Below are 13,156 nucleotides of genomic sequence, written 5' to 3' on the forward strand. Positions count from 1 at the left end.
GGGGTGATCGTACTTTTCGTGCAAATTGGTGCGTTTTCCGCGCGAACCCTTTCCGGGCGCGGCTTGCAGCCTTGCTGATCGACCGAAATACGCCAAGTTAGGCCCGCTCAACGGCCGTCGTACACTTGGCCAACCACACCTGCTCGACGTCGGCCATGTCAACCTACGCCCTTCGCTTTGTTGGCCAGGAGGGCCTGTCGAACCGCCTGTCCGACTTCGACCTGAATCAGTTTTTCCAGCTCACTGCGGCCGACATCAAGGCAGTAGGCGCGCAGTTTCGCTCCGACCACCGCGCGCCGGCGGCGTTGATGGTGCTGTATCTGCGAGCGGTGGGCCGCCCGTTGGACAGCTCCACGGTATTGCCCAGAAATCTCCTGCGCTACGTCGGCGAGACCTTCAGGACGACTGCGCCCACGATCGCCAGCCTGCGCTCGATCTATCAGCGCAGCCAGACGCTGTACAAACACCAGCTCTGGGCGAAAACCCACCTGGGCCTCAAGGACCTCGACGAACAGTCCGAGGCGCAGCTGGTCGCCCTGCTCAAGCTGCAGGCCGCCGAAGCCTCCCACTCCGACGACCTCGCCACTGCGGCATGCCACTGGCTGTACGAGCACCGCATCCTGATCCCCGGTCCTCGGCGTGTGCAGGACTGGGCGCGCGCCGCGTTCGCTGCGACCGAAGCCGAGATTTTGCAGACCATCAGCAAAGCCGTGCCGGCGGCCACGCTCAAGAGCTGCCGCGAGTCGGCCTATCGCGCGCGCCCTGACGGCGCCGCCACCTATCTCGAATGGCTCAAGACGCCGTCAAGGCGCCACGGCCCGACCAGCTTGGCAGAAGTCCTGGAAAAGATCCGATATCTCAAGGGACTGAAGGCACACGAGTGGCCCCTCGACAACATCGCCATTCCCAAACAGCGCGCCTACGCCCAGCAGATGCAAGCGCGCCGGCCCGCGAAGTCGAAGGAGATCAAGGACACGACACAGACGATCGAGCTGGTGTGCTTTCTGCGCATGACCCTGCTCGAACTCACCGACTTGGCGATACAGCAAGGCAGCCGGCGCAGCCAGAAACTGTTTCGCGACGCCGCGCAGAAAGCCCAGACCAGCCGCAGCCAGTCGGAAAGCGCGGCTCGCCAGCAGGCGCTCAAGGCCAGGGAGGTCCTGCGTGACGAGACAAAAACCTGGCGCGTGCGCTGTATGGAGGTCGATCAGGTCTTGTCGGACCTGCTGGATACGCCCCAGGGCAGCTTCCTGTCCCATGTTCGCCGGGCCCTGGCGGCGGACCAGCAGCGCGTCAAGGCGTTTCTGGGCGGCTTGGAGGGCCTCGAATTCGGGGGGCAAGCCGACGACACCGGTTTTACGCAGTGGACTGCCTGGCGCGACCTCCAAGGCATGAGGGCGACGGAATTGCCGCCAGAGTTCAAGATCCCTGAGGTGGGTGCGGCTTGGCACGATCTTGTTCATGACGCCGATCCCAAGAGCGGCCTGCAGGCCTTTGCCGCGTGCACCATGATGTCCTTGCGCAAAAGCCTGCGCAGCGGCAAGGTGTGGATCGATCACTCGCTGAGTTTCCGGCAGCGCGATCAGATGCTGATCTCGCCGCAAGAGTGGGCGCGCGAGCGCGACAAGTACATCGCCCTGCTGGGGTTGCCGCGCACGGCCGACGAATTCATCGAGCCCGCCTTGGACAATCTGAAGGTCGGCGTCATCGCTGTGTCCGAGGCCTGCCAGAAAGGCAAGATCGAGATCGGCGCCGACGGGATGCTGCATCTGCCGGCGGTCACCGCCTTGCCTGACGATGGGGAGCCGCGCCGCATGCGCGACCTGATCTACCAGTTGATCGGCGACGTGCAATTCCCCGACATTCTGCTGGAGATGGACGCGCTGTGCAGCGTCAGTGAGGTGCTGCTCGGACATCGAGCCGAAACCGTGGCGCAACTGCTTGCCCTGTATGCGGCGCTGCTCGCACACGGCACCGACATCGACGCCAAGACCGCTGCGTCGATGATCCCGGGCGTTGACACGGCGCAAGTGTCGGTGGCCATGCGGGCGTTGGAAACCCATGGCCGGTTGCGGCGCGCGAACGAGCGGGTGGTCGAATTCCAGGGCCGCGTCCCGCTGGCCGCCCACTGGGGCAGCGGCGAGAAGGCCTCGGCCGACATGATGTCGCTGGACGCATCCCGCCACCTGTGGAGCGCCCGCGTCGATCCCCGCCGGCGTACCTACGCGGCGGGCATCTACACGCACCTGCTGGATCGATGGGGCATCGTCTACGACCAGCCGATCGTGCTCAACGAACGCCAAGCCGGGGTGGCGATCGAGGGCGTGGAGCAGCACAACCGCAGCCAGGACCGCATTCGCTTGTCCCTGCTGGCGGTCGACACCCACGGCTACACCAACGGTGCCATGGCGGTGGCCAAGTTGCTCGGATTCGACCTGTGCCCGCGCCTGCGCGACCTGGCCGAGAGAAAGCTCTACCTGCCGGCAGGCTTCGCCGTGCCGGAGAACATCGAGCGCGTGACGGTCAAGCGCCTCTCGCGAAGGGCCATCCGCGAAGGGTGGGATGAACTGCTGCGGCTGATCGCCTCCATTCGCATGGGCAAGATCGGCGCCGATCTCGCACTGCGATTTCTCGGCAGCGCGGCTCAAGGTGATCCGGCCTGTCGCGCTGCTGAACATCTTGGCAGGTTGTTGAGAAGCATTTTCTTGTGCGACTACGTCACCATCGAGGACTTCCGCCGCGAGATTCACACGTTGCTTGCCCGGGGCGAGTCGGTTCATCAGCTGCAGCGGGTTGTCTACACCGGCAAACTGCCCACCGAGCGCGGCCGGCGGCGCGACGAGATGAAGGCGATCTCCGGCTCGCACGCCTTGCTGACCAACATCGTGATCGCTTGGAATACCAACCGGATGAATGATGTGGTCGAACGCCTGCGCAAGGGCGGCATGGAAATCGACGACGCTTGGCTGCGGCGCATGGGTCCGGCCCACTCCAGCCACATCAACTTCCGCGGCACGTTCAGTTTCAGCGTCGCCAAGTATGCTCAAGCGCTTCTCAGATCGCCGCCGACGCCTCGACGCCGTGCCACAGCATGACTTCGTCCGAGCTAGAGACGAGCATCTCGATCGTCAACAGCGCAACGAATCCTACAAAGAACATCGAAGTCAGGAGCGGCGTTTCGTCGACTTCATGCGCCTCCGTGAGCAGTTCCTCCGTCACCAGATAGAGCAACGCCGCCACCGAAAACGACATCACGGCATCCAGTGCCTGCCCGTTCACGCCGCTGAGAAAATAGGCGCGCCTATGGCCGCCCCACCGAGCAAGAGCGCCCCGAAGGCACACGTGGTCCCAATGATCCGCCGACGCGACCCGACTCCCGTGATTGCCGCGGCGGCCGCCACTCCGAGGAACAGGACTTCGAGTGTCAAGGCGACAGTGATCAAAAGACCTTTGGCCGTCGCTGGCGGCGAAGCTGATTCCGATTGGAAGCCCGTCCAGTGCGATCTCCACTCCGGAAACGAGCAGCAGGCTCGTCGGTATGCCGTTGGCTCTCGCCCCATCCCGCACTCAAGTTTGCCGGACAATGCCTTCAGGGCCAACATTGCCACGATGTCCAGGGTGAAACAGATAAGCGTCACCCAGCAAGCCGCCGATGCAACACGTCAGGCAGGAGCTCGGTCGCCAGCGCGGCGAACAGCACCCCGGCGGCGGGGACGCGCCCTCGTGGAGTCACAGGAAGCGACAATAATGTTTGCACCAACGCCATGTGATCTAGTGAGGCTTGGCCCGGCGACTCGCCGTGGTACTTAAGGAAGAGCTGATGAAACCCACCGAACTCCCCGCCGCCGTACGCGCGACCGACACCCGAGCCACCCTGCCCATCCCGGCACCGCCCCTGGACACCGGCGCCATCGTGCTGCGGCCGGAGCAGGTGCCGCAGGCAGAGCAGGCGTTGAGGGCGCTGGACTTCGGCGCGGTTGCGCCCGGTGACATCATCAATATCGGCCTGGGCTCTGAACAGGCGCTGCAGCAGACTCTGGACGGCTTTCTGGCGCGTCTCGACAAGAAAACGGCCGCCAAGGTGTTCGCGCTGTTCCAGCGCCTGGAAAAAGGCGTGGATGACGCCAAGCTCCCCGAGATCCTGGAGAAGATCCAGAGGGGTGAGCAGCGCGGATTTTTCGCCAGCCTCATTGCCAAGGTTGCCGGACGCAAACCCGAGGATGCCTTTCGTGAATTCATGCAGGAAGTCGGCGATCTGGTGGCTGGCCGCACGCGGACCCTGGCCGACGAGATGCAACGCCTCGAAGGCGAACTGTCGAAGGAGATGAAGACGCTGTTCGGCGAACTGCAGGCGCTCGACACGCTCAAAAAATCGTATGGTGAGCATTTCTCCAGCTTCACCCTCGACGCTGCAGTAGCGCGCGCCTTCCTCGAGAAGGCCAGGCAGTACGTGGCGCTGGAGCAAACAACCGCCGACCCCGCTGATGTGGCCGCGCAGGCCCGCGTGCGAGAGCTTCAGGACAAACTCAGGCTGCTGGAAAGCCGGGCACTGGCGCTGGAAGGCACCTATACGCGCCTGCCGGCCGACCAGATGGTGATCCAACAGATCGAGGCCGCCGGGGTGGCGACGCTGCAGGAGACGGCCACCACTGTCTCTTCGCGCTTTGCTTCGATCAAGATGACGCTGCTGTCGATCCATGGCGCTTTTGCCGTGAAATCCGTGCAGCAGATCGCCGAGCGCCAGGCGCGCCTGGACCAGCAGCTCACACAGTTGCGCGGGCAGGCGACCAAGGACGTGGCGGTCACCGCGGCGAAGGCGCCCGGCGAAAACCGCGTGGCGCAGGCCGAGCAGATCGCCGCCATCATCGCCCAGACCCGCGAGATCCACCAACTGGTGGAAGCGGCCAAGAAAGAAACTGAAGAAAAGTTCGAGCAGGCGCGGAGCATGTTCGAACAGTCGCGCGCGGACCTTGCCGCGCTCCACAAATCATGACAGCGGGAATCATTTCATGCTCACTCTTTCCCTCGACAAACCCGGCGCGAAGCCGGCACCCAAGCTGCAGCTGGCCCTCAACAAGGGAGCAAGCTTCAAAGTCACGGTCGCGTGGAAGTGCGATGCACGTCACGAGGACGATGTAGACATTCACGCGCTGGAAGCGCGCAACGACGGCGGCGGCGCGAAGGTGACTGCCCTGGAGCAGATTCTGTCCACCTACAACACGACCCGGATGAGCCCGAAGACCGGCGTCTTGGTAGCCGCTGCGGACGGCTCCTTTGCCACGCCTTCGGGCGGACTGCGCCATTCCGGAGACATCCGGGTGCAGGGCAACACTGAAGCCATCGTCATCGACGGGTCGCGGCTTCCCGCCGGCATCAATGAGATTCCCCTCTTCGCCACCGTCCACAAGGCCGGCCATGGCCAGGAGCACGAAGGCGGTGCCGAGTCCGAGGAAGAGGCCGCGTTCGCCGACATCGAGGTCTGCACCGTCACCATCGCGGACGAGAGTGGGCGGGAAATCGGCGCCTACCAGCTCTCAAAGGAATTCGGGGACTTCAACGTGGTCCAGCTCGGCAGCGTCATGCATGGCGACAACGGCTGGGAGTACGCGCCGGTGGGCCGCGGCTTCACTGGCTCCATCAACGACGTCCTCAGCCACTTCTCCTGAAACTCGCCATGCAGACGGGGGACAAGAAGCTGCGACCGACCGTGGTCGAGCCGCCTGCCCGTTCCCCGCGCAAGGCCGGAGGAGCCTCGGCGCGGAGAACCGATGCGTCGGCTCCTGTCGTTGAGGCAGGCCCCGCTGTTCGCAAACCGACGGCCATCCCCGGAGCCGAACGGCGGCGCATCGACGTTCAGCCGCAGGCCCTCGAAAGGCTCTCGCCAGGAGCAGCGGCCCACGTCTACGCGCAGGCAACCGCGCTCATCGGCGCGTTCGTGGTGGACAAGGCAACCGAGCGCAAGGCGATCCTCTGGGGCCACGATCTGCAGCAGGTGTACAGCGACCTCGTCACCCAAGCGCTCGCGCTGTCGCGCAGCCCCGTGCTGCGCAAGGTAGAAGGCTATCTAACCCGCACCATGGACATCCTGGGGTCGATCGACTTGCTGGCCGCGTGCGGGCATGGCTCCAGTGGCGTCGTGGGCCGGATGCTCAAGTGGCCCAGCGCACGGATTGACACGCCCGGCGAACTGGCGTTGGCGCAGGCCGAACTGGAGAAGCTGGTGGCGCTGATGGCCGCGGCGCTGCAAGAGTTGCTGGACCTCAGGGACCAGCTCCTGCGTGTGGCCGAACGCACGGACGCGGCCAGCGCGCAGCTTGAAGCCGCGGCGGTTGCTGCATTGTTCCTCGCCGAACATCTGCGCAACCAGAAGGACGCAGTGGCGCAGCGCTTTACCGAACGAGCCATAAGCCTGACCCAGACACTGGCCTTGATCCGCCAGTGTGGCGCGACCAGGACCTTGCAGATCGAGCAGCCGATCCGCATGGTGGGCGCCATTCAGGACGTGGCTCTGGTCATCCTGCCAGGATTCCTTGCCAGCATCGCCGCGGTCGCAGCCCTGCCGGCCAGCAAGGCGAGGATCACGCCCACCGAGGCGGGCGAACTGGCGTACCAGCTTCAGCATGTCGTCGAGAAGTTGAAGACCTCGACGAGCTAGCGATGAGTAGATTCATGACGCAAAACATCAGGAAACTGGCGGTGGCCATGGCGGTCGCGTTGCTTGGCGCAGGCGTTGCGTTGGCTCAGGCCGACGAGCCCATCAATGCCGATCGCCCGGGAATTGCCGACGGTAGCAAGGTGGTTGGCCAAGGCCGCTTGCAACTTGAGGCGGGAGTTCAAAAAGAGTTCCGCCGCGTCGCGGGCGTCTCCGATCACCGTGTGATGGCCCCACTGCTGTTGCGCGCCGGCGTGAGCCCACGCTGGGAGCTTCGACTGGAGACGAATTCCTATGTCTTCCAGACTTCGCGCGATTCGCTCGGTTCACTAGTCCGCGACGAGGGACGCGCACCCGTTGCGCTCGGTGCGAAGTACCAGGTCACGGACCCGACAGATCGGGCGGCACCCTCCCTGGGCGTGATTGCCCGGCTGATTCCGCCGTCGGGATCGGGCAACTTTCGCGGTCGTCGCACGAGCGGCGACCTGCGGCTCGCGGCCGACTGGGATTTCGCGCAGAACTGGTCGCTGAACCCGAACGTAGGCGTCGGCCTCGTCGAGGACGATGAGGGGCGAACGTTTTTCGCCCGGACCTTCGCCGCGACCCTGAGCTACAACCCGACAGCATCCCTGAGCCTGTTCGTGGACGGGGGGCTGCAATCCCCAGAAAAGAGGTCCGGGCGCGCCGCTGTCATCCTCGACGCCGGCCTTGGCTACCTGCTCACCCCCAATGTGCAACTGGACTTCAGCGTGGGCAAGGGCGTGCGCGGGAGCACGTCCCCGCGGGCCTTTGTGTCGGCAGGCGTCAGTACCAGATTTTGAGGGGCAGCGGCGAGCGTATTACAGAGGTGATGTACTTTGGCTAAATCCATCCCCATGGAAACGGCGACCAAGGCCCTGGTCCTTCAAGGCGGAGGAGCGCTGGGCGCCTACCAGGCGGGCGTTTATGAGGCATTGATCGAAAGCGACAACAAGCTCGACTGGGTGGCCGGCGTTTCGATCGGCGCCATCAATGCTGCCCTCATTGCGGGCAATGCACCAGCGCAACGAGTTGCACGCCTGGCAGAGTTCTGGCAGCAGGTCTCTTCGGGCCCGGCGCAGAATATGCCGACCTCCTGGGGTGATCGCGCGTGGCTGAACCAGTGGAGCGCTGCCAGCGCCGCCCTGGCCGGCATTCCGGGATTCTTTCGGCCACGGGCCGACCCGGCACTTTTGCTTGGTGGCGGTGCCCGTGTGTTGAGCTACTACGACCCCCAGCCTTTGAAGGCGACATTGGAACGGCTGGTCGATTTCGATCGCATCAACCGGCAGGAAATCCGATTGAGCGTTGGCGCGGTGAATGTGCGCTCCGGAAACTCCATCTATTTCGACAACCAGACCCACAAGATCGGCGTGGAGCACATCATGGCCAGCGGCGCACTGCCACCGGGCTTTCCTCCCGTGCAAATCGACGGCCAGCATTATTGGGATGGTGGCATCCTTTCGAACACGCCATTGCAGTATGTGCTGGACTCGTTTCCTCGCACCCGTCGCCTGGTCGTGCTCCAGGTGGATTTGTTTAGCGCCCGCGGTCCCATGCCAACCACCATCTCGGAGGTGATCGAGCGGCAAAAGGACATCGGTTATTCCAGCCGCACCCGCGTAAACACGAACGCACTGGCTTCCAGCGTCAACCTGCAGCAGGCAGTGGCGGACCTCATCAAGAAGCTGCCTGCGCGGTTGCGCTCCGATCCTGCAGTCGCCACGCTGCGGGAGCACCTGACTCACCAGCCTGTGGACATCGTTCATCTGATCTACCGGGACAAGCCGTACGAACTTGATTCGAAGGACCATGAGTTTTCCCGGGCGATGGTGAAGGAGCACTGGGAAGCGGGCGCTCGTGACATGCGCAACACCATTGCGCATCCTGAATGGCTGCAAAGGGCAACCGAAAACGGCATCACCACGTTCGATCTCGCCGAGCCGGGCCCGGGCCGTGTGCGGCACCCGGGCCCCGAAGCCGGGAAGCTGACCACCCCATGAAGGCCGCCGACATTCGGTGCACGATGCGACCGCCGATGGTGCTTTGGCAGCGCGCCGGTGCACCCTTCGGCCTCCAACACACGGTGACCTGACATGACAACCCTGTCAGAAACCATTGGCCCACTCCTGTTCGCGCGGGGCGCCGATGAAAATCAATGTCGGCTTTCCGCCATCGTCGTCACCCCGGACAACCTCGATCCGCCCCTCCTGGTTCCCGCCGATGGTCAGGAGGCCATGCCGGCGCGGCTGCATTCGCAGTTCGGCAAGACGGTCTGGCGATACGACTTCCGGCTCCCTTCGCGCGAGAACGCCGCCTACCGTTTGGGCGATGTCATTTTTCCGGTGGCTGCAGACCTTTCAGGAGATGTGCGGATCGCCTACGTCTCTTGCAATGGGCAGGAGTCCGAGGCGGATCAACCGTCGAACGAACGCAACGCGATGTGGCGCCGTCTGGCGGCCGAGCACGCGCGTACGCCGTTCGCCCTTCTTCTGCGCGGTGGCGATCAGCTCTATGCCGACGAAGTCTTTCAGTCGCATTTCGCCCTCGCTCGATGGGCGGCGAACGCGAGGAAGGAAAAGACAGACCACGTGCTCAGCGCAGATATGCGCATGGCGGCGGAGAGTCACTATTTCCACCGCTACCTGACGCTCTACGCTCAGCCGGAAATCGCCCATTTGAATGCCCGAGTGCCGTCGCTCATGATGTGGGACGACCATGACATCTTCGATGGCTGGGGTAGCCTTCCGGAAAAACTCCTCGATGGCCAGGTCGGTCGAGGCCTGTTTGATGTCGCGCGGCGCATGTTCATGCTGTTCCAGCTCGGCGCAACCGATGAAATGCCCCCGGTCGGAGGGGATGAGAGCCAACGCCAAAGTCTGACCCAGGTCGTCCGCTTCCCGCGGTTCTCCGTGATAGCGCCCGATCTTCGCTCCGAGCGCCGGCCGACGCGGGTGATGGGCCCTGCGGGCTGGACCGCATTCGAGCGCGCGCTCGCGCAAACCAATCGCGACGACCGTATTCTGGTCATGTCAAGCGTGCCGGTTCTCGGCCCGCGGTTCAGCTGGATCGAGAAATTGCTGGACGTGCTCCCCGGCGTCCAGAAATACGAGGACGACATGCTCGATCAATGGCAGAGCCGGTCGCACCGTGCGGAGTGGCAGCGAATGCTGGAGACGCTGCAACGTCGCGCCACCGAGGGCCAAAACCCGGTCACCGTCCTCTCGGGCGAAATACATCTCGCCACGCGGGGCGAGATGCGGTTCACCGACGGAACGATCCTGCATCAGCTTGTGGCGTCTGGAATTGCGCATCCACCGCCGCCAGCGTCCTACGCCCGTGTTCTCGGCTATCTCGCGGCGTTGGGCGAGAACCCTTTGCATGGCCAGCCGGTGCGCTTAAAACCTTTGCCCGGCCAAATGCAGATCTATGCAGCCGAGCGAAACTATGCCGTCATGAACCGGCGTGGCCAGGAATGGTCCGCCGAGTGGGAGTTGGAGGGGAGCGGACGTACGCCTGCGATGGCCCTTTGAGGGCGCTCATGACTGAGTGGAAGATCGTCTTCTGCCCCGGTTCGCTTGGAAAAGGCAAAGCGGCCGCCAAGGTGGCCAAGAAGGGCCCTGTCGCCATGAAGCACAACGCCAGGGACGCCTTCAAGGCCGAAGCCAGGGCCGCCTGGGCCGAACGGGAGCAGCGCTACAGGCCAAGCTCGAAGAACGAGGCCGAGCGCACGCGAGGCCAGTCCGACAGGAGAGGAAAAGAAAGCGTTTGCTCGCTGCCATTCGGAGCGCAGACGATGGCGGAGCGGCCTTGCGCGCATTCGCGAAGCGGATCGCGGATACGGGGATCGGCCGCGTTGGAGTATCTGTCGTGACTTCGGCCGCACCCGCCTTGTCGGCCGGGATTGCCGGGCGAATCGTGTACTCACGCCGGGCGCACGCTCGATGCTGTCGGAGGCGGATTGGCGTTGGTTCGAGCGGCAAGCTCACGGGGACTTCGATCATCTGCTGATCGCCATGTCCGCGCCCTACCTGCTCACGCCTGCGCTCCATCACGTCGAGTCATGGAGCGAAGCGGTGTGCGATGGTGCCTGGGGCCGCGCCATGGCCGCCCTGGGAGAGCGCGCGCGACAGGCCATCGAACTCGATCATTGGGCCGCTTTCCGCAATTCATTCGACGACTCACCGACCTGCTGCGCCGAGCAGGCTCGGGCGAGTGCACGCCCGCGCTAGCGTCGATCGTGGTGCTGGCAGGCGACATACACAACGGGTCAATCGCCGAAGTGCTGTTTCACTGCGCGCCCCCCCATCAACCTCCTACTTACCAGGTTGTTTCGTCGCCCGTACGCAATGCGCTCCGGCGGTGGGAAAGGCTCGCGCTCATGATCGCTGGCTCGCGACCGGCCGCCATGTTGGGGCGAGCGCTCCTCGGCACGGCAGGTCTCGTGCCGCCGGCATTGCGGTGGCGCAAACTCGCCGGGCCCTGGTTCGACAATCACATCAGCACGATAGAAGTGCGTGACCGCCAGGTCAGCATCCGGGTCGAGCGGGCGGTGGGCGCCGAAGGAGGCCGGGCGGATCTCGCGCCATTGGCTGTGTTCAAAGTGCCTCATCCTTCTGACGGTTTCATGTCCTCATAAAGGCAGATTCTTCGCGAGAGCGACACGCTACACTGGGGCGAACAGCAAACTTGGAGGACAGCCAAATGGGGCATCATCGAGGAGACTACGGTCATGGCGGCCGTGCGACAGGCTTCGGCGAGCCACTCGCCCGACTGCCGCGCGGTGTCAAAGCCGTGCTGGCGCTTGTTGCGCTGCTGGTGGTATTGGCAGGCTTGGCGGTGGTGGTGGCGGCAGTCCTGGTAGTCATCAAGTTGGCGGGCGGTGGCACGTTGCCCGGCGCCCTCCAGAATGCCTGGGAGCTCTTCCAGCGCAACCTTCCGGCGCTGCTGAACTTCTGGAAGGCCGTCCAAGGCCTTGCGGGCAAGTAGCAAGGCCGCCGTCGCATGATTCACATTCATGTGCGCAAGTTTGCGCGATGAAGTCGACGCTTTCCCGCTGTGCGGCAGCCGTGGCCGAACATCGACTGCGCCACGGCACCACCGCCACCGCCAGCATGCCGACCAGCAACGTCCACAATTGATGTTGTCGCTCGCAGGCGGTTGCAGGGGGCACATATCAAGCTTTGCGGTAATCGGATAGGTCTAGTCGGAACATTCCCCGAAGATCTGGCTCCAACCTGACCACAGATCGACCAGGAGATGCAATGAGATGGATTTCATTGGCATTGGCGCTGCTTGTGGCAGCGGCAACCACTGGCTGTGCTGTCTCTCAACCCGGCTTGGCAGTGCCGCCGCCCCTGCGTATTGACGAGGTGGTGGCGATGAGCTTGCGCGGAGAGAGTGATGCAGCAATCATTGCCCAAATCCAGCAGCGAGGCGCTGCTTTCGTGGTGGGGGCCGAGGATTTTGCGCAGCAGCGCGCTGCGGGTGTTAGCGACGGCGTGCTGCGCTATATCCAGGGCCGTAGCGACGGCGATCAGGCCCTCAAGGCTCGCATCCTGTCTGGCCGGTACCAAGTTCCCGCGTATTACGGCAGTTCATACCTGGGATATTCTTACCTCGGATACCATGCAGGACAGCACTACTATGGTGGGAGTTTGCGCGGCTACCCACGGGGGTACGCACACATGCACCACGGGGCCCATCATGGCGGTGGACACCACTGATGCCTGCGCCGTTCGTCGATGCGCGCTCGCTACGGGACGCGCAAGCGCACAAGAGCAAGGCCGGGCAGTCTAGGAAGGCGACCGGGAAGGTTGCCGGTGGTGGATCGTTTCTGGCAACGCCAGCAAATGCTCGTGGCAGGTGAGCCGCGCAAATGCGCTAGTGGACAAATGGCCAAGAAGAGGGGTGAGTGGCTGCATCAACGCTCCTGTGCATCAACGTCGAAGGACTCCATCACTTCCCTGAGGCGCTTTGCGGTGACCCGGCCCTTCGTTCCTTAAATCCAACGATGAATCGCACGACTCGACCAGAGATGGGTTGGACTGCTCACCAATGGCAGGCCTGGTCGTTTCCTGCCCTCACTCTCCTGGCTATGCTCGGCGGCGTCATCCTTTGGGATGGAGGCGTCGCACACCTGTCGGCTTGCCCGGCCCAACAGATGGCGTTCCTGGCGGTAAACGGGGGCTCCACGATCCTCCCTGCATGGTTCTGGTACGGTCTGACTGGGTTGGGAGACGCGGCAGTCCTGATGCCGGCGTTGGCGCTCCTGACGCTGCGCAAGCCGCAGGCCTGGGCCGCCGTCGTCGCATCGGTGCCTACAGCAGCGCTGATGTCCGTGCTGGGCAAGCATTGGTCCGCTGTGGCCCGCCCAGCGGCCGTTCTCGATGCGTCGTCATTCACACTCATCGGGGAGGCCTTGCGCTACAACAGTTTTCCTTCCGGCCACAGCATCACGGTGTTCGCGGCGGCCGCGGCGGTTCT

14 protein-coding genes are annotated in these 13,156 nt (G+C 63.9%); 13 read left to right on the top strand and 1 reads right to left on the bottom strand.

The genetic code is table 11. From position 1 onward, the window contains the following. Nucleotides 1–155: 155 nt before the first annotated feature. The gene (locus tag NFX52_RS26230; protein ID WP_055400861.1) at nt 156–3,095 is read left to right on the top strand and encodes a Tn3 family transposase; all 2,940 of its coding nucleotides are present in this window, start codon (nt 156–158) and stop codon (nt 3,093–3,095) included. Here the strand turns inward: NFX52_RS26230 and NFX52_RS26235 are convergent. Beyond that, entirely contained in the window at nt 3,055–3,279 is a 225-nt protein-coding gene (locus NFX52_RS26235) for a ZIP family metal transporter (RefSeq protein WP_055400859.1), read from the bottom strand. The genes NFX52_RS26230 and NFX52_RS26235 overlap by 41 nt on opposite strands. A 541-nt stretch (nt 3,280–3,820) precedes the next feature. Here NFX52_RS26235 and NFX52_RS26240 point away from each other — a divergent pair. The 12 genes from NFX52_RS26240 to NFX52_RS26295 all read left to right on the top strand — a co-directional run. Then, on the top strand, nt 3,821–4,993 hold the full coding sequence (locus NFX52_RS26240) for a hypothetical protein (protein ID WP_055400857.1): 1,173 nt from the start codon (nt 3,821–3,823) through the stop codon (nt 4,991–4,993). A 16-nt stretch (nt 4,994–5,009) separates the two neighbouring features. Beyond that, a complete protein-coding gene (locus NFX52_RS26245; RefSeq protein ID WP_055400855.1) occupies nt 5,010–5,666 on the top strand; it encodes a TerD family protein in 657 nt (218 codons plus the stop codon). An 8-nt stretch (nt 5,667–5,674) separates the two neighbouring features. Continuing rightward, nucleotides 5,675–6,655 carry a hypothetical protein gene (locus tag NFX52_RS26250; protein ID WP_055400853.1) on the top strand — a complete coding sequence of 327 codons (981 nt, stop codon included), beginning with the start codon at nt 5,675–5,677 and terminating at the stop codon, nt 6,653–6,655. Nucleotides 6,656–6,669: 14 nt separating this feature from the next. Beyond that, nucleotides 6,670–7,473, top strand: coding sequence for a transporter (locus NFX52_RS26255; RefSeq protein WP_158276439.1), 804 nt, complete (start codon nt 6,670–6,672; stop codon nt 7,471–7,473). Between the two features lie 54 nt (nt 7,474–7,527). After that, the gene (locus NFX52_RS26260) at nt 7,528–8,673 is read left to right on the top strand and encodes a patatin-like phospholipase family protein (protein WP_055400850.1); all 1,146 of its coding nucleotides are present in this window, start codon (nt 7,528–7,530) and stop codon (nt 8,671–8,673) included. Nucleotides 8,674–8,766: 93 nt separating this feature from the next. Next, complete coding sequence (locus NFX52_RS26265) at nt 8,767–10,203, top strand: alkaline phosphatase D family protein (protein ID WP_055400848.1); 1,437 nt, start codon at nt 8,767–8,769, stop codon at nt 10,201–10,203. Between the two features lie 8 nt (nt 10,204–10,211). After that, complete coding sequence (locus NFX52_RS26270; protein WP_055400846.1) at nt 10,212–10,544, top strand: hypothetical protein; 333 nt, start codon at nt 10,212–10,214, stop codon at nt 10,542–10,544. A gap of 70 nt (nt 10,545–10,614) precedes the next feature. Next, on the top strand, nt 10,615–10,902 hold the full coding sequence (locus NFX52_RS26275; RefSeq protein ID WP_051107434.1) for a hypothetical protein: 288 nt from the start codon (nt 10,615–10,617) through the stop codon (nt 10,900–10,902). Nucleotides 10,903–11,051: 149 nt separating this feature from the next. Next, nucleotides 11,052–11,309 carry a hypothetical protein gene (locus NFX52_RS26280; protein ID WP_055400844.1) on the top strand — a complete coding sequence of 86 codons (258 nt, stop codon included), beginning with the start codon at nt 11,052–11,054 and terminating at the stop codon, nt 11,307–11,309. A gap of 65 nt (nt 11,310–11,374) precedes the next feature. After that, on the top strand, nt 11,375–11,659 hold the full coding sequence (locus NFX52_RS26285) for a hypothetical protein (RefSeq protein ID WP_031255284.1): 285 nt from the start codon (nt 11,375–11,377) through the stop codon (nt 11,657–11,659). 275 nt (nt 11,660–11,934) lie between these two features. Next, nucleotides 11,935–12,396 carry a hypothetical protein gene (locus tag NFX52_RS26290; RefSeq protein WP_055400842.1) on the top strand — a complete coding sequence of 154 codons (462 nt, stop codon included), beginning with the start codon at nt 11,935–11,937 and terminating at the stop codon, nt 12,394–12,396. Between the two features lie 371 nt (nt 12,397–12,767). Next, nucleotides 12,768–13,156, top strand: a 389-nt coding sequence (locus NFX52_RS26295; RefSeq protein ID WP_353848499.1) for a phosphatase PAP2 family protein, incomplete at its 3' end; no start/stop codon positions are given.

Origin of the sequence: Acidovorax facilis, assembly GCF_023913775.1 — a bacterium.
GTDB lineage: Bacteria > Pseudomonadota > Gammaproteobacteria > Burkholderiales > Burkholderiaceae_C > Acidovorax > Acidovorax facilis.